Source organism: Paraburkholderia sp. MM6662-R1, assembly GCF_050436245.1.
GTDB lineage: Bacteria > Pseudomonadota > Gammaproteobacteria > Burkholderiales > Burkholderiaceae > Paraburkholderia > Paraburkholderia tuberum.
This window is the reverse complement of the sequence record NZ_JBNDLV010000004.1, coordinates 653,436-670,414: the sequence shown is the minus strand read 5'-3', so window position 1 is coordinate 670,414 and position 16,979 is coordinate 653,436. Positions and strand designations below refer to the sequence as shown.

Sequence of the window (16,979 nt, the reverse complement as noted above, 5' to 3'; positions counted from 1 at the left end):
TGTTTGCGGCATTTGCCGCACTGCACACTGCATCGTCGCCGGAGCACTCGCCGAAGCGTGCAACGCGCGATCCTATCGGTCGAGGATAGACGCTGCCGGCGCGACGCGCCAACGCGTGAGGGAAGAGCCAACTGACACGCGCCGCGATCCTCCTGAGCATCATTTTTGCTACGCTGGAAGTAAGGTCATGTTTCCCGGGAGCGTCGATGAAGCAAGACAGCGAGATAGTCAACGAGCCGGTAGAGGACGAACCGGCACAGCGAGCCTTCACTTCCTATGCAGCACCGCTCGTCGACGAGGCGATCCGGCTCGCCAAAGGGGTGCACGGCGACGCGTCACCCGAAGCGCTGCACAAACTGCGCGTTTCACTGCGGCGTTTGCGTTCGTTATGGTGGGCTTTCGCACCGCTGCTCGACAAGGGCGAAAATTCGCGGCAACGCGCGGTCTATAAGTTTCTCGCCACCGCGGCGGGTAAAACGCGCGATTGGGACATCCTGATCGCGTTGCTCAGGCAGCAAGACAGCGGCGCGCAAGCATTGATGCCGAAGCTCGAGCAGGCGCGCCGCGACACGCTGGCGACCAGCCGCGAGACGTTGTTGAACGCCGACGTCAAACACCTGCTGCGCGATGCGTTGGCCACCACTTCCGCGCAACTGCACGCCACGCACGATTCGGCTATTGCGCTGCGCAAATTTGCCGCTCGACGCATAGGGGCGTCGGAGCGCTCATTGAAAAAGCGCATCAAACGCGCGCGCCATGCGAAACGCTCGAATTACGCAGCCTTTCACGATGTCAGAAAAGCGGGCAAGAAACTGCGCTATCTGTTCGAGTTTTTCGGGCCGGTGCTTAAAACCAGCCATAAGCGTACGCTCAAGCGCCTGAAAAAAATCCAGAAGCGCTTCGGCATGCTCAACGATACCGTCGCGAGCGAAACGCTGTTGCGCGACAATGCCGCGTCGCTTGCCGATGCGGACCACATCGAAGCCGCGTTGGGTTGGCTCGACAGGAAACGCAAACGCCGCTTGCGCGCGGCGTCGGAGCTACTGGGCTGAGAGAGCGCGTTCGGTCCTCGCTAGCGCGGATGATTTGCAGCCCAAAATGCACGGCGCACCGCGCTGCGGTCCGAAAGAATAGTCCGCGAAGGAGGCGAGGAGCGTGGCACCGCATGGGCTTTCGCTGCGTCATCGGGTGCGCCTGACGTTGCGCGCCGTTCGAGCCGGGATGACCCGCTATGTGGGCAACCGCCCGTGGGTGGCCGGCGTCGCCGGCACGCTCGTCGCGTTGGCGATGTCGATCCTGACAGCGGTGGAGGTCGGCGAAGGCCGGAAGCGGGCGCGACGCGACAACAAACTGTTGTCGGTGCTGTTCATCGATATCGATCACTTCAAGCGTTTCAACGATACCTACGGCCATGAGAGCGGCGACGAGGTATGGGTCGCGGTGGCTGATTGCATCGCGTCCGTGGCGTTGCGCTCGGCCGATCTGGTCGCGCGCTACGGCGGCGAAGAGTTCGCGGTGGTGCTGCCGGATACGACCGCGCAGGGCGCGTTCGCGGTCGCGGAGCAGATTCGTCGCAAGGTGGAAAACCAGGTCATCGTGCGCGGACACGATGCGCCGCAGGCGGTGACGGTGAGCGTCGGCTGCGCAACGGCGCTGCCGAGCGCCACGGATGTCGCGAAGGGACTCGAGCTGATGGCCGCCGCTGACGGACAGTTGTATGTGGCGAAGAACGAAGGGCGCAATCGCACCCGGTCGGCGCAGTGGGACGAGGATTCGGCGACGCAGGGGGTCTCGCGCACGGGGCGGCGCCTTAACGCCAGGTGTTCGTTCGCGTGAGCGTGAGCGCCTTCCCGGCCCAGATTGTCGCGACGCAGCGCAATTCAGGCGCGCTCCGCACTTCGCGGCGCGAAGCCGCGCAACGTCACCGCCGCTGGCGTTTCGTCCAGCAACGCCGAGCGCGGCCGATTGGCGGCCGCACCATCCGCGTGAGCCAGCAAGCCCACCGGGAAGCCACGCCGCTGCCATGCATCGAGCCCGCCGCGCAGTGCGCGAATCCGCGTGTAGCCATTGCTGCGCATATGTTGCGAGACTTCGAGCGCGGTCGCGCTGTCCGGGCAGATGCAATAGATGACCATGTCGTGCGTGCGCAGCGCGCCGTCGATCTGCTCAGGCGAATGCGGATCGAGCGCGCGCGCGTCGGGAATCTGGCGTCGCAGATCGAGCAGCGGAGCGCCGGGCCGCGCATCGAACACGCGGGACGGCGCCATGCGGCGCAGGCGGCCGGAGCGCCGCCAGCGCGACGGCATGCTCGACGCGGCGGCACTTGCCGATGAAGCCTGCGTCGGCGCGGCCTGCATCGGCGCGGCTTGGGCCGACGTGGCTCGCGTGAACCGGCGCCGTTCGTAATATCGCAGATACAGCCGGTAGAGCAGATAGACGAGCGCCACCGCAAGAAGAATGTCGGCGATCGTGCCGCCGCGCTGCTCGACGAACGCGCGCAGCATATGCACCTCGCGTTCCACGGCCGCGCCGCCGAGCAGCCAGAACGTCGCCCACGCGATCACGCTCGCCAGATCCCATAGTGCGTAGATGCGGATGTCGACGGCGGTCGTACCCATCAGCGGCGGCGTAATCAGGCCGAGGCCGGGCACGAACTTAGAGATCGACACGAGCGGCACGCCATAATGTTCGAATAGCGCGCGCGCGGTTTCCAGCCTCGTATCGACGGCGGGCGACAAGCGGCCGAGCCACGCGAGCAGTTTGCGTCCATACAGACGGCCCGCCGCGAACCAGGTGCCGTCGCCGATCAATGCGCCCAGCACCGCCGCGCCGAGGGTCGGCCAGAACGCCAAGGTGCCCGCAGCGATCGCCGAGCCCGCGAACAGCAGCATCGGCACGGCCGGAATCGGTACGCCGAGGCGCGTCAGCAGGACGTTGACGAACACGATAGCGCTGCCCCAGGTTGAAACCGCCGACAACGGAAACTCGACCAATTGAGGCGCTCCTGTTGCTGCTGTTGCGCTGGCATGCGTGGACGGCCGGTATCGACCATCGGCCTCAATCGTCAATACGCAACTAACTGTCAACCCCGCGTGCCCACCGCAAGGTGGCCGGCGCGCTCGAAGAGAGTGCGCGCGGGCGCGCACGCTGGATTCGCAGGGGCGGGGGCTGCATCGTCAACGAACCACAAGCGGTCCCCGGGTCCACCTCATCAGGCATTCGGCATCGCCACCACGCCCGGATTCCCGACGATCGCCAGAAACTCCCGCCGTGTCGACGGATCGGTGCGGAACGTGCCGAGCATGCGCGACGTGACCATCGTGACGCCCGCCTTGTGCACGCCACGCGTCGACATGCACTGATGCGCGGCTTCGAGAATCACGCCCACGCCGGCCGGCTGCAGCACCTCGTTCAGCGTATCGGCGATCTGCACTGTCATCTTTTCCTGGATCTGCAGCCGTTTCGCGAACGCATCGACGAGGCGCGCGAGCTTCGAAATGCCGACCACGCGATGGTTCGGCAGATACGCGACGTGCGCGCGTCCGATGATCGGCACCATATGGTGCTCGCAATAGCTTTCGAAGCGGATGTCCTTCAGCACGATCATTTCGTCGTAGCCGTCCACTTCGGAGAAGGTACGCGCGAGGATGTCGCGCGGATCGACCTGGTAGCCGACGAAAAACTCGTCGTAAGCGCGCGTCACGCGTGCCGGCGTGTCGATCAGGCCTTCGCGCTGCGGATCGTCGCCGGCCCAGCGCAGCAGCACGCGCACGGCTGCCTCAGCTTCTTCGCGGCTCGGGCGTTCGGCGGCCGCTACGGGTTTGGTCTTCTTTGCCTTGCTGCTGGTCATGCGTCGTCCTCCTGGATCGCGCGTCGACGCTGCGCGGCGCGCGGGGTCAGTAACCCAGGTCATTGTTCCATGTTTTGCGCCGAAGGTGCCGATGCCCCTTTCGCGGCCGGGTCAGTCGCGGGCGTGCTGCGCACGGCTACTTCGGCCATTCGTCCATCGCATCGTTGAACAGCTCGGCGACCACGCCGCGCAGCCAACTGCCGCGCGGATCGTTATGAAACTTGCGATGCCAGTGCTGCCGCAGGTCGAAGCGCGGCAGAGGCAGGGGCGGCTCGACGAGCATGATCGACGCATGCTCCGACACGTACGCGAAGCCGATCGCGTGCGGCACGGTCGCGAGCAGGTCGGTGCGCGCGAGGATGAAAGGCAGGCTCATGAAGTGCGGCGTTTCGAGCACCGCGCGTCGCTTGATGCGCTTCTTTTCGAGGTACTGCTCGAGCACTTCCTGGCTGCGTCCCTCGGCGCGCACGACCGCATGCCCGGACGCCACGTATTGCTCGAGCGTGAGCGGCCCCTTCGACAGCGGATGTCCGCTGCGCATCAGGCAGATGAAGCGATGCGTGAAGAGCCGCTGCTGAAAGAAGTTGTTGCCCGCCAGGTCCGGAAAATAGCCGACGGCGAGGTCGACATCGCCCGATTCGAGCCCGCGTTCCACTTGCGACGGCGACAGCGTGACCGAGCGCAGTTTCGCGGACGGCGCGCGCTCGGCGAACAGCTGCAAAAGACGCGGCAGAAACACGATTTCGCCGACGTCGGACAGCGCGATCGAAAACGTGTGCGTGCTCGTCGCCGGATCGAAATCCTGCACGTCGAGCATGCCTTTCTCGATGCGCAGCAACGCGTCGCGCGCGGCGGGCAGGATCGCGAGCGCGCGCGGTGTCGGCTCCATGCCTTTCGATGTGCGCACGAACAGCGGATCGTCGAAGTATTCGCGCAGGCGGCCAAGCGCGGTGCTCACGCGCGGCTGGCTCACGCCGAGCTGCTCGGCGGCGCGGCTCACGTTGCGCGTGTCTTCCATCGCGACCAGATAGGGGATCAGGTTCAGATCCAGATGTGTCTCGGACATGCTTGTTATGGCTCGCGGGGCGGGCAGGGCAAGGGAATGCGTATGCCCTATCGCTATAGAGCCTAGTTGAAAAATCGCCCATAAGCATAGTGGGATTTTGCGCGGCCGGCATTTTCGCGCGCAGGGCGAGCGCTGGACGAGGGCATCCCGGACCTTCGCCGCCGCGCGTGGCGACCTATGATGAAGGGGGTTTCCCTGCCTTGACAACCCGCCCACAGGACAACCATAATCGCCGAAGCGTTCGCTAAACGAATCACTGTTCACGCAACGAACAATTCAGCGGCGAAGCAATCGAAGGCGCCAGCCCGCTCTCCCCCTCGCGAGCCGTCGCCAGCATGCCCGGAGACTGTTTCCGCGCGAGCCTTGCCGGTTACGGCTGTCAGCCCAGCGGCACGTAGCGCCCCCAAAGGAAATTCGACATGATCAACAAGATTTTCGAGACACTTCAATCGGCGGTCGCCGATGTCCACGACGGCGCGACCGTCATGATCGGCGGCTTCGGCACGGCCGGCATGCCGTCCGAGTTGATCGACGCGCTGATCGAGCAGGGCGCGCGCAACCTCACCATCGTCAACAACAACGCAGGTAATGGCGATATCGGCCTCGCGGCGCTGCTGAAGGCCAAGCGCGTGCGCAAGATCATCTGCTCGTTCCCGCGCCAGACCGACTCGTATGTGTTCGACGCGCTCTATCGCGCCGGCGAAATCGAACTCGAACTCGTGCCGCAAGGCAACCTCGCCGAGCGCATCCGCGCCGCGGGGGCGGGCATCGGCGGCTTCTTCACGCCGACCGCGTACGGCACCAAGCTCGCCGAAGGCAAGGAAACCCGTCTGATCGACGGCCGTCACTACGTTCTCGAAGCGCCGCTGCACGCGGACTTCGCGCTGATCAAGGCGTACAAGGGCGATCGCTGGGGCAACCTGATCTATCGCAAGACCGCGCGTAACTTCGGACCGATCATGGCGAGCGCAGCGAAGACCGCGATCGTGCAGGTGTCGGAAGTGGTGCCGCTCGGCGGCCTCGATCCGGAAGAAATCGTCACGCCCGGCATTTTCGTGCAACGAGTGATCGCGGTGCCGCAAGCGGCGCATGCCCCCACGCCCAATCCTCACGACGCTGCTGCCTGACCCGGAGACCGACATGAAGAAACTGACTCGCGATGAAATGGCCAAGCGCGTTGCCCAGGACATCCCTGAAGGCGCTTACGTGAACCTCGGCATCGGCGTACCGACACTGGTGGCGAACCACCTCGCCGCTGACAAGGAAATCTTCCTGCACAGCGAAAACGGTCTGCTCGGCATGGGCCCGGCACCGGCGAAGGGTCAGGAAGACGACGAACTGATCAACGCCGGCAAGCAGCACGTCACGCTGCTGACGGGCGGCGCCTACTTCCATCACGCGGATTCGTTCGCGATGATGCGGGGCGGCCATCTGGACTTCTGCGTGCTCGGCGCATTCCAGGTGTCGGCGAAGGGCGACCTCGCGAACTGGCACACCGGCGCACCCGATGCGATTCCGGCGGTCGGCGGCGCGATGGACCTCGCGATCGGCGCGAAGCAGGTCTACGTGATGATGGAGCATCTGACCAAGCAGGGCGAGAGCAAGATCGCCGCCGAGTGCTCGTACCCGGTCACCGGTATCGGTTGCGTGACCCGTATCTATACGGACCTCGCAATGATCGACGTCACGAAGGAAGGCCTCGTCGTGCGCGAGATTTTCACGGACATCGGCTTCGACGAACTGCTGAAGCTGACCGGTGTGCCGATGACCGACGGCACGCAGGCCGCGCGCGCGGCCTGATGGTTGGCTGAGGCGTCGCGGCGGCGGTCTGCTTTGCGGCCGCGTCGATGGCGTCTCGTCTGAAAGCGGCATTGCGCGAACGGGCCAGCGTTGACGGGGCGAATTCCTCGTCAGCGCTGGCCTGGCAACTTCAGCGACGGGTTGTCCACGTTTGGCGCACAATACGCAGCACATACTGCGGCATACGCACGGCACGAGCGCTTGCTCCGCCACGGCGTCTGCTTCGAACCGCCGCGCGCCGTGCCGCTTCTTCGCTTCCGATTCCCTCAAACATCGTCGTCACCATGCTCGACTCCAGCGCCCGTCTGACTGGCCTTCTTTGCGGCACACAGCCGATGAACGACATCTGGGCGCCGCGTGCCACGCTGCAGCGGATGCTCGACGTCGAAGCCGCGCTCGCGCGTGCCTCTGCCGCGCACAAAGTCATTCCCGAATCCGCCGTCCCCGCGATCGAAGCGGCCTGCCAGGCCGACCAGCTCGACGCCGACGCGCTCGCACGCGACGCCGCGCTCGGCGGCAACCTCGCGATTCCGCTCGTCAAGCAACTGACTGCACGCGTCAAAGCCGCCGATGCCGAAGCTGGCAAATACGTGCATTGGGGCGCGACGAGCCAGGACATCATCGACACCGCGACGGTACTGCAACTGCGCGACACTTTCGACCTGCTCGACAGCGGCCTGCAAGCCACCTGCGACGCGGTCGCGAAACTCGCGGCCACCCATCGCGCGACACCGATGATCGGCCGCACGTGGCTGCAACAGGCGCTGCCGATCACGCTGGGTCTGAAGTTCGCGCAATGGCTCGACGCGCTGTTGCGTCATCGCGAGCGGCTCGGCGCGTTGCGCGAACGTGTGCTGGTGCTGCAATTCGGCGGCGCGGCCGGCACCCTCGCGAGTCTGCGCGAGGCGGCGCCGCAGGTCACGCAGTCGCTCGCCAAGGAACTCGGCCTCGCGGTACCGACCTTGCCGTGGCACACGCAGCGCGATCGCATCGCCGAGACGGCGTCGCTGTTCGGCATGCTGATCGGCACGCTCGGCAAGATCGCGCGCGACGTGTCGCTGCAGATGCAAACCGAAATCGACGAACTCGCCGAACCGGCCGCGGCCGGCAAGGGCGGATCGTCGACGATGCCGCACAAACGCAACCCGGTCGGTTGCGCGGCGGTACTGACGGCCGCGACGCGCGCGCCCGGCCTCGTGGCGACCGTGTTCGCCGGCATGGTGCAGGAGCACGAACGCGCGCTTGGCGGCTGGCAGGCCGAATGGGACGCGCTGCCGGATCTCGCGCGCCTCGCGGGCGGCGCGCTCGCGAACATCAAACAGATCGCTGCGGGTCTGAACGTCAACGAAGCGCGCCTCGCCGCGAATCTCGACGTCACGCACGGCCTGATCCTCGGCGAAGCGGTGATGCTCGCGCTCGGCGATTCCATCGGCCGGCTCGACGCGCATCATCTGGTCGAGCGCGCGTCGAAGGCGGCGATCCGCGACGGCAAGACGCTGTATGACGTGCTCGCCGCCGACTCAGCCGTCACCGAACATCTTTCGCTCGAGCGCCTGAAGCAGCTGCTCGATCCCGCTCAATACGTCGGCCAGGCGCACGCATATGTCGACGCCGCACTGACGCTTCACACCACGCGCGCGCAGCGCGCCCATTCCAAGGAGTAACCGGCATGCCCTACGCCGCAGTCAACGGCACCGAGCTTCACTATCGTATCGACGGCGATCGTCACGGCCACGCGCCGTGGCTCGTGCTGTCGAATTCGCTCGGCTGCGATATGTCCATGTGGACGCCGCAGGTCGCGGCGTTGTCGAAGCATTTCCGCGTGCTGCGCTACGACACGCGCGGCCACGGCCATTCGGAAGCGCCGAAGGGTCCGTACACGATCGAGCAGCTGAGCGGCGACGTGCTCGGCCTGATGGATACGCTGAAGATCGCGCGCGCGAATTTCTGCGGCATATCGATGGGCGGCCTGACCGGCGTCGCACTCGCCGCGCGTCACGGCGACCGCTTTGAGCGCGTCGTGCTGTGCAACACGGCCGCGCGCATCGGCTCGCCGGAAGTGTGGGTGCCGCGTGCCGCGAAGGCGCGCAGCGAAGGCATGTTCGCGCTCGCCGACGCGGTGCTGCCGCGCTGGTTCACGGCAGACTTCATCGAGCACGAGCCGGTCGTGCTGGCGATGATCCGCGACGTGTTCGTGCATACCGACAAGGAAGGCTACGCATCGAACTGCGACGCAATCGACGCGGCCGACCTGCGGCCCGAAACGCCGGGCATCAAGCTGCCGACCCTCGTGATCAGCGGCACGCACGATCTGGCCGCCACGGCCGCGCAAGGCCGCGAACTTGCGCAGTCGATTCCGGGCGCGCGCTACGTCGAACTCAATGCCTCGCATATCTCCAACATCGAAAAGGCCGGTGAGTTCACGAAGACCGTGCTCGACTTCCTGACGGAGGCAAAATGAACGACGAAGACCGTTACGAAGCCGGTATGGAGGTGCGTCGCGCGGTGCTGGGCAACGCGCACGTCGACCGTTCGCTTGCGAACCGCACCGAGTTGACCGAGGAGTTCCAGAACCTGATCACGCGCTATGCGTGGGGTGAGATCTGGACGCGTGAAGGTCTGCCGCGTCATACGCGCAGCTTGCTGACGATCGCGATGATGGTGGCGTTGAATCGCAGCGAAGAACTCGCGCTGCACCTGCGTGCCGCGAAGAACAACGGCATCACGCGCGAGCAGATCAAGGAAGTGCTGCTGCAGACCGCGATTTACTGCGGCGTGCCGGCGGCCAACTCCGCGTTCCATCTGGCCGACAAGCTGTTTCGCGAGGATGATGCGACGGCCGCGGCGGCGAAGTCGTAAAGACTGAGCACACGTAACTGGCCCTGCGCATCGCGCAGGATCAGGTCGAAGGTGAGGGCAGGCGTGCTCACGACGGACTCCGCAGCTCACGCAGGAAACGCTGCACGGCCACCCGCACGATCTGCTGCACCCGACGGTGGGTCGCCTTCGACACCGCGCGCAGTTCATCGAGCAGTTCCTGCGGCAAGTACTGGCGGTAGGAAGGGTTGCGGTAGTGGCCGGCCATTTCAGTTCGTCCATTCCGACCGGCCGCGACAGGTCAGGACTGTCTTGCGTTCAATGCAGGCCAGCGGGCCAGGGCAATGAACCACAGCAGAATGACGTTCACCACCGGAATGAAGGCAAGCAGCGACCAGGCGCCCGCATATCCCGCCTTCTTCAGGATCAGCCATAGCGGGATAATCTCCGCGATGACGACAACAAGAACAAACACCAGCCAGTGCCATATGGAAAGAGCGCCCACGCATACCTCCATTTTCTAAAGTTGACGGGCAGAGCTGAGTATAACGACGCACGGCTGACTCCTTTTTCAATATTTCCGGCTGCCATCGATGCCGCACACCCGCTGCGCTTTACGCGCGTAGTCCTGCAACGCGGTCAGTTTCCGTATGGTCGCATCCCCGTCGCTGGTGATACCGGGAAGATCGTCAGCAGCCGCTGCGTCAAGTCCGGCTGTACCGGCTCATCCGTTCGCATCCGACCGTGCGGGAGGCGGCCAGACACTTCCGCGCCACGCAGTTGGCCGTACTCGACGCGTGCGAAGACTGGGAGGGCGATGGTTACATGCGGCCCGCAACGGGCTTTCGCGCCGGAAGCGTTTCGGATCGATTTCCCGCCTTGGCGACTATTTCGTGGAAGCCTACAGACAGACCCGAACCAGACGTACAGGCCGCGCGGGCAAGGGGTGTAATGACTGAAACAGAGCGAGGTAGGGGCCTTATGACGCGCCGCTCGCAGGCAAAAAAAGACCCGCGCGATGCGGGTCCGGGTCTGAACTGGCGCGGTTCACTCGATATGCCTGTACCGAGTGTCCCCGCCGCCACGCTGCAACTGTTTCGAAACGATAAGAAACTGTTCGTCACTAATCGTACACTCCAGTTCGCCTATCTCGTACACAGCAATCAGCTTGATCCTATTTCCGTTTCGCTCCTCAAAGGTAATCTGATAGACCCCGCGCCACATTGGTTCGCCATCCTCATATTTACCGATCTTCTCGGACGCCAGTCGCACGGCCCTTGTTTTCGTAGCATCGAAATCCAGGGAGAGGATGTCAGTTTTTCTTAGCGCCATCTGGGCCACATAGGCCGGAAACCGGTCGCCGCATGGCGGGTATGGTCCGGGTTCCGCCATGCATAGCGCGGGAAGGGATAGCAGCAGGACTGCAAAAGCGTGTTTCATGGTTTCAAAGGACCTCACTCTATCTGCTTGAACATTCTGTCAGCCTCGACTCTTGACAGCAAATGCTTCGAAACGACAAAAACCTCTACGGCACTCATTGAGCATTCAAATTCGCCAGCGTCGTTCACAGCAATCACCTTGACCTTGTTTCCGTTTTTTTCGTGAAAGGTGATGTGATAGACCTCACGCCACAACTGTTCGCCATCCTCATCTTTTCCTATTTTCTCGGACGCCAGTTGCACGGCTTGGGTTTTCGTATAGTCGATATTGCCAAGCATGCCAGCCTTTTTTAGGCTGTTTTCGGCGATGTTGGTCGGCCACCCGTCGCATGGCGGGTTCGGTCTGCCTTGCGCCAGGCATAGCGCGGGAAGGGATAGCAGCAGGACTGCAAAGGTGCGTTTCATGGATGTTTCACCCTAAGCATTCTGTCGCCACTGTTCCAGATTTGCTTGCGGTATGGCAAGTGCAGAACGATACATCCATTTGACGCGTTGCCGGGATCGGTCTGGCTGTCGCCGTGGATCATGAAGGCGGAACGTTCGCCTAAGCACGTTCCGCAAACCGGGTTAAGCCGCATCGAGAACGGTCCAGTTTTAGGGTGCGGAAACGGTGCCGTAATTTCATACAGGCCAACGGGGATTGGTCCCCAGTCGCGGACATATTGGCTACTGTGTTTATTCTTGTGCTCTCCCTTGCCGGAATATCCCTTACCTGTGATTAATTTGTCGTTGTGATACAACAAGTGGCTCTCATGCTTGTAAATCCACACCATCGTCTTTTCCTCATTGGTTGTACGAACCAACGATTACACCAGATCATCTGGCTGCACACAATTTTTAAGATATACGTCAGTTTGATCTGCATCCGCGTATCGAGCCGACAGAGGCAAGTGCAATTGATCGCGAAAGATCACGGCGAATATGAGTATGGGGCCGATTCGTGGGGAAAACAGAACCACGCCGCAACGATTGCCGGCGCAACACAAAGAATGCGAATCAAAGCAACAAAAAAGAACGCGAAGAATGCAGCCGCAACGAACGTTCAAAACGCAGATGTGCAAAAGCCGGACGTTACGAAGGTCGGCGAAGTGAAGCCTCAAGCCACGAAAGCCGCAGCAAACGAAAGCCGCAAAACGAAGACGCCTGTTACCGTTGTGAAGGAATGCGCGCCGTTCAGGATTGGTATCGAAGGAATCCGCACGGCATTCGTTCGCGAATTCGGCGGGCGCCGATATTTTTTATGCGGTAGTCGTCGCTACGACGCTCACCGGCGCCTGCACGCACACCGCGCGCAACACCGTCTCCTTGATCACCTCGCGCCAATGCGCGAGCGCCGCCTCGTCCATCAGCGGCTCGCCGAGAAACGCGCCGAGCGTGTACTGATTGGCGTTATAGAAATAGCCGAGCGACGCGATCATCAGATACACGTCGCGCGCCGCGATATCGGCGCGAAACACGTCCTGCGCGCGGCCCGCCTCCAATAGCCTCTGCACGACCGAAATCGCGTAGCCCGAAATCTCCTTGAGCTTCTGCGATTTTTTCGCATGCTTGCCCTGGTGCAGATTTTCGCTCGACAGCAGCGTCACGAACTCCGGGTGATCGAGGTAGTACTGCCAGACGAACTCGACCATCTGTTCGAGGCCATGCACCGGATCGCGCAGATCGAGATCGAGTTTGCTTTCCGCTTCGTTGAACTGCGTGTAGATCGTCTCCAGCACTTCGATGAACAGCTGCTCCTTGCTGCCGAAGTAGTAATAGATCATCCGGTCGTGCGAACGCGCGGCCTTCGAAATACTTTCGATGCGGCCGCTTGCATAACCCTGCTTCGCGAACACCCTGATGGCCGCCTTCAGGATTTTGGCGCGCGTGTCCTGCGCCTGTTTCGCGCGGATACCGATGGCGCCCGGCTTGCGGGCGGCGGTTGGGCTCATGACGGTCTCGGATCTCTTTGTCAGCGTAGGTTTGAACGGCGGGCGCGCAGACTCAGCACGCCGATGCCGCATTGCACCATGATCCCGCGTGACGGAAAACACGTTGCACAGTCGATTTTGATCGAGTAGATTTCAATCGAGTTTGGTGTAGAAGATACTACATGAACGGTGAGTGACCGCAACATGAAAATGGGCGGCCCACGCGGAAATGCCCTGAAACCGGGACGATTCGCGCACCACGCAGCACCGCCAGTCATGTCGCGCCTGTGATGTCGTAGGGAACCCCACGATGACGGAACATACGAAGGTCGATTTCGGTGCAGAGAGTGTCGATCGCGATACCGCGTCGACGCCGGGCCCAACCGTGCTCGCAAAGTCGGCGCCGCGCAGCGAGCGCATGGCCGCGAACAAGATCGAATGCAATGCGTGTCCGGTGCTGTGCCAGATCTCGGAAGGGCGCACCGGCGCGTGCGACCGTTATGCGAATGCGGATGGGCGGTTGATACGCGTCGATCCGGTGGTGTTTCTGTCGCGTACGGATGATGCCGACGCCGATCCGGCAAATGCGGCGATCGAATTCGGCACAGCCCCCGCCGCGGACCCAGGCACCACCGAACCCGCGCTGTTCGTCACCGGAGTCGGTGCCTCCTCGACCTATCCCGACTACAAGCCCGCGCCGTTCATCGTCGCGTCGAAGCTCGACGACGTCGACATGATCACCGTCGTCACCGAAGGCATCTTCAGCTATTGCAGCTTCAAGGTGAAGATCGACACCGACCGCTTTCTCGGCCCGGAACAGGCGAACGTGCGTTGTGACGGCGAGATCGTCGGTCACGTGAGCACGGCCGAATACGGCTCGCAGATGCTGAGCCTCGGCGGCGTCCATCATCTGACCGGCGGCAGCAAGAAAGAAGGCCGCGTGACCTGCGACATGATGCTCGCGCTCGGCAACAAGGAGGCGGTCGAGCTTGGTATCGACGGCGGCGCCAGTCTCGTGATTCGCGCCGGCGTCGCGCCGATCGTCGACGGTGTCGAGGAGCAGCGCATGCGCGTCGGCTGCGGCTCCGCGACGATCGGTATCTTCGCGAAGCAATGGTTCGGCCACGTTGATGAGGTGGTGGTCGTCGACGATCACATTACGGGCGTGCTGACCGAGCACCAGGCGGGCCGCTGCCTCGGCATGACGCGCTCGGGACTCAAGATACGCGGCCGCAAATCGACGCCGGGCCGCTATTTCCAGGTTGCCAATCCCGGCACCGGTTGGGGGGGCACCGACATTCAGGACCCGCTCGCGATCGTCGAAGGATTCGATCCGTCGGTCGCGAAGCCGGGCATGCGCGTGCTGATGGTCTCGACGACCGGCGAACACGCGCAATGGTACGAACTCGACGCACAGCTCGTGCCGCGCATCGCGCCGATGCCCGACGCGGTGCGCCGCACGGTCGAGCGGATCGGCGAGAACTGCGAGCCGTCGCTCGCGACGGTGCTGTTTCTCGGCGGCGCGGGCGGCAGTCTGCGCGCCGGCGCGACCGAGAATCCGGTGCTGCTCACGCGCGCGATCAAGCGCAAGCACGTCAACGTCACGTGCGGCGGCGCGCCGGCTTATGTGTGGCCGGGCGGCGGCATCACCGTGATGGTCGACGTGACGCGCATGCCGGACCGCTCGTTCGGCACGGTGCCGACACCGGCGCTCGTCGCGCCGATCGAATTCACGATGACGTACGACACGTACCGCGATCTCGGCGGCCACGTCGAGGCGGTGCGCTCGTTGCAGAGCGTGCTCGCGAGCGGGCCGACGCATACGGAAGGCGCGCCGCTCGCGCGGCGGACGCTGGCTCGCGATCCGGACAATCCGTGGCCGCCTGCAATGCCCGGTTAAGCACCCTGACTAAAAATCACGCGATGACCCCCACCCGAACCCGCCTCGACGAACACCGCTGGCATTGGCAGCACGGGCCGATCGACCTGATCCTCGGCGCCGACGGCGAGCCCGACGCGGTGCGTGCCGCATATGACGCATGCTGGGAGCGCTTCAGTCCTGTGCTGGAGGAGCTGGTTCGCGAATTGAACGTGCTTCGGCAACCAGTGCAGGCTGTGGCGGCACGACATGATTGCCCGCTTCGAGGGCCAGTCGCGACGCGTATGTGGCGTGCGTGTCATCCGCATCGTTCGAGCTTCATCACGCCGATGGCGGCGGTCGCGGGCAGCGTCGCCGACGAACTGATCACCGCGTTCGCGCGCGACGGCATCGCGCGTGCGTTCATCAACAACGGTGGCGACATCGCGCTGCACCTGGCGGCGGGGCAGAAGTATCGGGTGGGCGTGTTGGCGGACCTCGCGCAAATTTCGGGCACGCGTTTCGCGCACGACCCCGCGCTCGACGCGCATCTGACGCTCGACGCTCGGCAGCCGATTCGCGGCGTCGCGACGAGCGGCTGGCGCGGCCGCAGCTTCAGTCTCGGCATCGCCGACAGCGTGACCGTGCTCGCGCGCGATGCCGCGAGCGCCGACGCCGCCGCGACGATGATCGCGAACGCGGTCGATCTCGACCATGCGGGAATCGTGCGGCGTCCGGCGTCGTCGCTGAAGGACGATAGCGATCTCGGCGATCTGCTGGTGACCGTCGACGTGCCGCGTCTGCCGCAGCCGCTGATCGATTTCGCGCTCGCGCGCGGCGTCGATGTCGCGAAGCGGTTGCGCGGCCAGGGTTTGATCGAAGGCGCCGCGCTGTTCCTGCAAGGACGGGCGCGGGTCACCGGCATCGACGATTCACGCGCGTTGTCCGCCACGCGCGCTTCACTGACAACGGAGGCTCCGTGTTCGAAATACGCCGCGTGCTGACGCACGTCGAAGACATCTTCCACGAGTTCGGCCCCGCGCCCGCGCAGCCGCTCAGACGAGGCGCGATCGCCGCGGTGATGACGAATCCGTTCGCGGGCCGCTACGAGCCGAAAATAGAACCCGCGATGGAAGCGCTGAAACCGCTCGGCTTCGAGATGGCGCAGCGGCTGCTGACGGCGATGGCGGTGCCGCATGCGTCGATCGAAAGCTATGGGAAGGGCGCGATCGTCGGCGCGCGCGGGGAACTCGAGCACGGCGCGCTATGGCATGTGCCCGGCGGCTACGCGATGCGCGAGCTGCTCGAAAAGCACGGCGTGCCGACCCACGCGATCGTACCGTCGACGAAGAAGGTCGGCGCGCCGTCCACCGCGCTCGACGTGCCGCTCACGCATGTCAACGCGAGCTACGTGCGCAGCCACTTCGATGCGATCGAAGTACGCGTGCCCGGCGCGCCCGCCGCCGACGAGATCGTCTACATCCTCGTGATGAGCACGGGGCACCGCGTGCATGCGCGGGTGGGCGGCCTCGCGAAAGAGGCGATCGTCGGCAAGGATGGCTTGCGCTGAAGCGGCGCGCGGCAACCATACAGCAAGGCAACGAAACTCGGAGAGCGCAAATGGCAATCAGGCTTCGCAAGCTGGTCGTGCAGGTCGACGAAACACGCATCGAAATGGGCCAGACCGTCGAGCCGCCCGCGCGCCGCGCGGTCGCGATTGCGGTGATCGATAATCCGTATGCGGGCCGCTACGAAGCGAAGCTCGACGCGCTGATCGAAGCTGGCGAGGAACTCGGCGCGCTGCTCGGCAAGCGCTGCGTCGAGGCGTTGGGCATCGCGCCCGGGGAGGCGCAAAGCTACGGCAAGGCGGCGATCGTCGGCGAGGCGGGCGAGCTCGAACATGCGGCCGCGATCCTGCATCCGAAGCTCGGCGCGCCGCTGCGCGCGGCGGTCGAAAAGGGCGCGGCGCTGGTGCCGTCGGCGAAGAAGATCGGTACGCTCGGCACCGCGATCGACGTGCCGCTCGGCCACAAGGACGCCGCCTACGTGCGCAGCCATTTCGACGCGATCGAGGCGCGCGTGGCCGATGCGCCGCGCGCGAACGAAATCGTCGTGGCGGTCGCGGTGACCGCGTCGGGCCGGCCGCTGCCGCGCATCGGCGGCTTGCAGGCGAGCGAGATCAAGGGCGAAGACGGTTTGCGCTGAACAATCGCTTTTTCGCCGCTTTTTTGCCTGCGCT

The 16,979-nt window shown here is 64.1% G+C and carries 19 protein-coding genes and 1 pseudogene; 11 read left to right on the top strand and 9 right to left on the bottom strand.

The features are described from left to right. Positions 1-206: 206 nt before the first annotated feature. Positions 207-1,052 (top strand): CHAD domain-containing protein, encoded by an 846-nt coding sequence (locus OKW39_RS32910; RefSeq protein ID WP_429564544.1) that lies wholly within the window; start codon positions 207-209, stop codon positions 1,050-1,052. A 274-nt stretch (positions 1,053-1,326) separates the two neighbouring features. Continuing rightward, positions 1,327-1,836: pseudogene (locus OKW39_RS32905) on the top strand (GGDEF domain-containing protein); the annotation flags it as partial. Positions 1,837-1,880: 44 nt separating this feature from the next. Here the strand turns inward: OKW39_RS32905 and OKW39_RS32900 are convergent. From OKW39_RS32900 to OKW39_RS32890, 3 genes are all read right to left on the bottom strand, one after another. Further along, a complete protein-coding gene (locus tag OKW39_RS32900) occupies positions 1,881-2,993 on the bottom strand; it encodes a VTT domain-containing protein (RefSeq protein WP_429564543.1) in 1,113 nt (370 codons plus the stop codon). A 218-nt stretch (positions 2,994-3,211) separates the two neighbouring features. After that, entirely contained in the window at positions 3,212-3,850 is a 639-nt protein-coding gene (gene folE / locus OKW39_RS32895; RefSeq protein ID WP_187619602.1) for a GTP cyclohydrolase I FolE, read from the bottom strand. Between the two features lie 136 nt (positions 3,851-3,986). After that, positions 3,987-4,916, bottom strand: coding sequence for a LysR family transcriptional regulator (locus tag OKW39_RS32890; protein ID WP_090807267.1), 930 nt, complete (start codon positions 4,914-4,916; stop codon positions 3,987-3,989). Positions 4,917-5,335: 419 nt separating this feature from the next. Between OKW39_RS32890 and OKW39_RS32885 the strand changes: the two genes are divergently transcribed. The 5 genes from OKW39_RS32885 (at position 5,336) to pcaC (ending at position 9,575) form a co-directional block, all read left to right on the top strand. Then, entirely contained in the window at positions 5,336-6,043 is a 708-nt protein-coding gene (locus OKW39_RS32885) for a 3-oxoacid CoA-transferase subunit A (protein ID WP_062131411.1), read from the top strand. Positions 6,044-6,056: 13 nt separating this feature from the next. Further along, positions 6,057-6,716 carry a 3-oxoacid CoA-transferase subunit B gene (locus OKW39_RS32880; protein ID WP_429333471.1) on the top strand — a complete coding sequence of 220 codons (660 nt, stop codon included), beginning with the start codon at positions 6,057-6,059 and terminating at the stop codon, positions 6,714-6,716. Positions 6,717-7,000: 284 nt separating this feature from the next. Next, positions 7,001-8,380, top strand: a complete 1,380-nt coding sequence (locus OKW39_RS32875; protein ID WP_429564542.1) for a 3-carboxy-cis,cis-muconate cycloisomerase — start codon at positions 7,001-7,003, stop codon at positions 8,378-8,380. Positions 8,381-8,385: 5 nt separating this feature from the next. Next, on the top strand, positions 8,386-9,177 hold the full coding sequence (gene pcaD / locus OKW39_RS32870) for a 3-oxoadipate enol-lactonase (protein ID WP_429564541.1): 792 nt from the start codon (positions 8,386-8,388) through the stop codon (positions 9,175-9,177). After that, on the top strand, positions 9,174-9,575 hold the full coding sequence (pcaC, locus tag OKW39_RS32865; protein ID WP_429564540.1) for a 4-carboxymuconolactone decarboxylase: 402 nt from the start codon (positions 9,174-9,176) through the stop codon (positions 9,573-9,575). The genes pcaD and pcaC overlap by 4 nt, the downstream gene beginning before the upstream one ends. A gap of 67 nt (positions 9,576-9,642) precedes the next feature. Here the strand turns inward: pcaC and OKW39_RS32860 are convergent, their stop codons facing one another. From OKW39_RS32860 to OKW39_RS32835, 6 genes are all read right to left on the bottom strand, one after another. Then, the gene (locus tag OKW39_RS32860; RefSeq protein WP_429564539.1) at positions 9,643-9,801 is read right to left on the bottom strand and encodes a hypothetical protein; all 159 of its coding nucleotides are present in this window, start codon (positions 9,799-9,801) and stop codon (positions 9,643-9,645) included. Between the two features lie 33 nt (positions 9,802-9,834). Further along, positions 9,835-10,038 carry a hypothetical protein gene (locus OKW39_RS32855; RefSeq protein ID WP_008922557.1) on the bottom strand — a complete coding sequence of 68 codons (204 nt, stop codon included), beginning with the start codon at positions 10,036-10,038 and terminating at the stop codon, positions 9,835-9,837. A gap of 542 nt (positions 10,039-10,580) precedes the next feature. Next, on the bottom strand, positions 10,581-10,973 hold the full coding sequence (locus tag OKW39_RS32850) for a hypothetical protein (protein WP_429564538.1): 393 nt from the start codon (positions 10,971-10,973) through the stop codon (positions 10,581-10,583). Between the two features lie 14 nt (positions 10,974-10,987). Then, the gene (locus tag OKW39_RS32845) at positions 10,988-11,377 is read right to left on the bottom strand and encodes a hypothetical protein (RefSeq protein ID WP_184063216.1); all 390 of its coding nucleotides are present in this window, start codon (positions 11,375-11,377) and stop codon (positions 10,988-10,990) included. Then, positions 11,374-11,745, bottom strand: coding sequence for a tlde1 domain-containing protein (locus tag OKW39_RS32840; protein ID WP_429564537.1), 372 nt, complete (start codon positions 11,743-11,745; stop codon positions 11,374-11,376). The genes OKW39_RS32845 and OKW39_RS32840 overlap by 4 nt, the downstream gene beginning before the upstream one ends. A 465-nt stretch (positions 11,746-12,210) precedes the next feature. Further along, entirely contained in the window at positions 12,211-12,903 is a 693-nt protein-coding gene (locus OKW39_RS32835; RefSeq protein WP_429291630.1) for a TetR family transcriptional regulator, read from the bottom strand. A 289-nt stretch (positions 12,904-13,192) separates the two neighbouring features. Here OKW39_RS32835 and OKW39_RS32830 point away from each other — a divergent pair, with 289 nt between their 5' ends. The 4 genes from OKW39_RS32830 to OKW39_RS32815 are packed head-to-tail and all read left to right on the top strand — an operon-like array spanning position 13,193 to position 16,945. Next, on the top strand, positions 13,193-14,782 hold the full coding sequence (locus OKW39_RS32830; RefSeq protein ID WP_429564536.1) for a 6-hydroxynicotinate reductase: 1,590 nt from the start codon (positions 13,193-13,195) through the stop codon (positions 14,780-14,782). 23 nt (positions 14,783-14,805) lie between these two features. Continuing rightward, a complete protein-coding gene (locus tag OKW39_RS32825; protein ID WP_429564535.1) occupies positions 14,806-15,744 on the top strand; it encodes a UPF0280 family protein in 939 nt (312 codons plus the stop codon). Beyond that, positions 15,720-16,310: an amino acid synthesis family protein gene (locus tag OKW39_RS32820; protein WP_090807241.1), complete on the top strand. Its 591-nt coding sequence runs from the start codon at positions 15,720-15,722 to the stop codon at positions 16,308-16,310. The genes OKW39_RS32825 and OKW39_RS32820 overlap by 25 nt, the downstream gene beginning before the upstream one ends. Before the next feature lie 50 nt (positions 16,311-16,360). Then, positions 16,361-16,945 (top strand): amino acid synthesis family protein, encoded by a 585-nt coding sequence (locus OKW39_RS32815; protein ID WP_027195794.1) that lies wholly within the window; start codon positions 16,361-16,363, stop codon positions 16,943-16,945. Positions 16,946-16,979 lie beyond the last annotated feature (34 nt).

Bases quoted from the DNA above. Each gene is read 5' to 3' on its own strand.
- OKW39_RS32910 (WP_429564544.1), top strand. From the start codon at position 207: ATGAAGCAAGACAGCGAGATAGTCAACGAGCCGGTAGAGGACGAACCG.
- folE (WP_187619602.1), bottom strand. From the start codon at position 3,850: ATGACCAGCAGCAAGGCAAAGAAGACCAAACCCGTAGCGGCCGCCGAA.
- OKW39_RS32890 (WP_090807267.1), bottom strand. From the start codon at position 4,916: ATGTCCGAGACACATCTGGATCTGAACCTGATCCCCTATCTGGTCGCG.
- OKW39_RS32885 (WP_062131411.1), top strand. From the start codon at position 5,336: ATGATCAACAAGATTTTCGAGACACTTCAATCGGCGGTCGCCGATGTC.
- OKW39_RS32880 (WP_429333471.1), top strand. From the start codon at position 6,057: ATGAAGAAACTGACTCGCGATGAAATGGCCAAGCGCGTTGCCCAGGAC.
- OKW39_RS32875 (WP_429564542.1), top strand. From the start codon at position 7,001: ATGCTCGACTCCAGCGCCCGTCTGACTGGCCTTCTTTGCGGCACACAG.
- pcaD (WP_429564541.1), top strand. From the start codon at position 8,386: ATGCCCTACGCCGCAGTCAACGGCACCGAGCTTCACTATCGTATCGAC.
- pcaC (WP_429564540.1), top strand. From the start codon at position 9,174: ATGAACGACGAAGACCGTTACGAAGCCGGTATGGAGGTGCGTCGCGCG.
- OKW39_RS32860 (WP_429564539.1), bottom strand. From the start codon at position 9,801: ATGGCCGGCCACTACCGCAACCCTTCCTACCGCCAGTACTTGCCGCAG.
- OKW39_RS32850 (WP_429564538.1), bottom strand. From the start codon at position 10,973: ATGAAACACGCTTTTGCAGTCCTGCTGCTATCCCTTCCCGCGCTATGC.
- OKW39_RS32845 (WP_184063216.1), bottom strand. From the start codon at position 11,377: ATGAAACGCACCTTTGCAGTCCTGCTGCTATCCCTTCCCGCGCTATGC.
- OKW39_RS32840 (WP_429564537.1), bottom strand. From the start codon at position 11,745: ATGGTGTGGATTTACAAGCATGAGAGCCACTTGTTGTATCACAACGAC.
- OKW39_RS32835 (WP_429291630.1), bottom strand. From the start codon at position 12,903: ATGAGCCCAACCGCCGCCCGCAAGCCGGGCGCCATCGGTATCCGCGCG.
- OKW39_RS32830 (WP_429564536.1), top strand. From the start codon at position 13,193: ATGACGGAACATACGAAGGTCGATTTCGGTGCAGAGAGTGTCGATCGC.
- OKW39_RS32825 (WP_429564535.1), top strand. From the start codon at position 14,806: ATGACCCCCACCCGAACCCGCCTCGACGAACACCGCTGGCATTGGCAG.
- OKW39_RS32815 (WP_027195794.1), top strand. From the start codon at position 16,361: ATGGCAATCAGGCTTCGCAAGCTGGTCGTGCAGGTCGACGAAACACGC.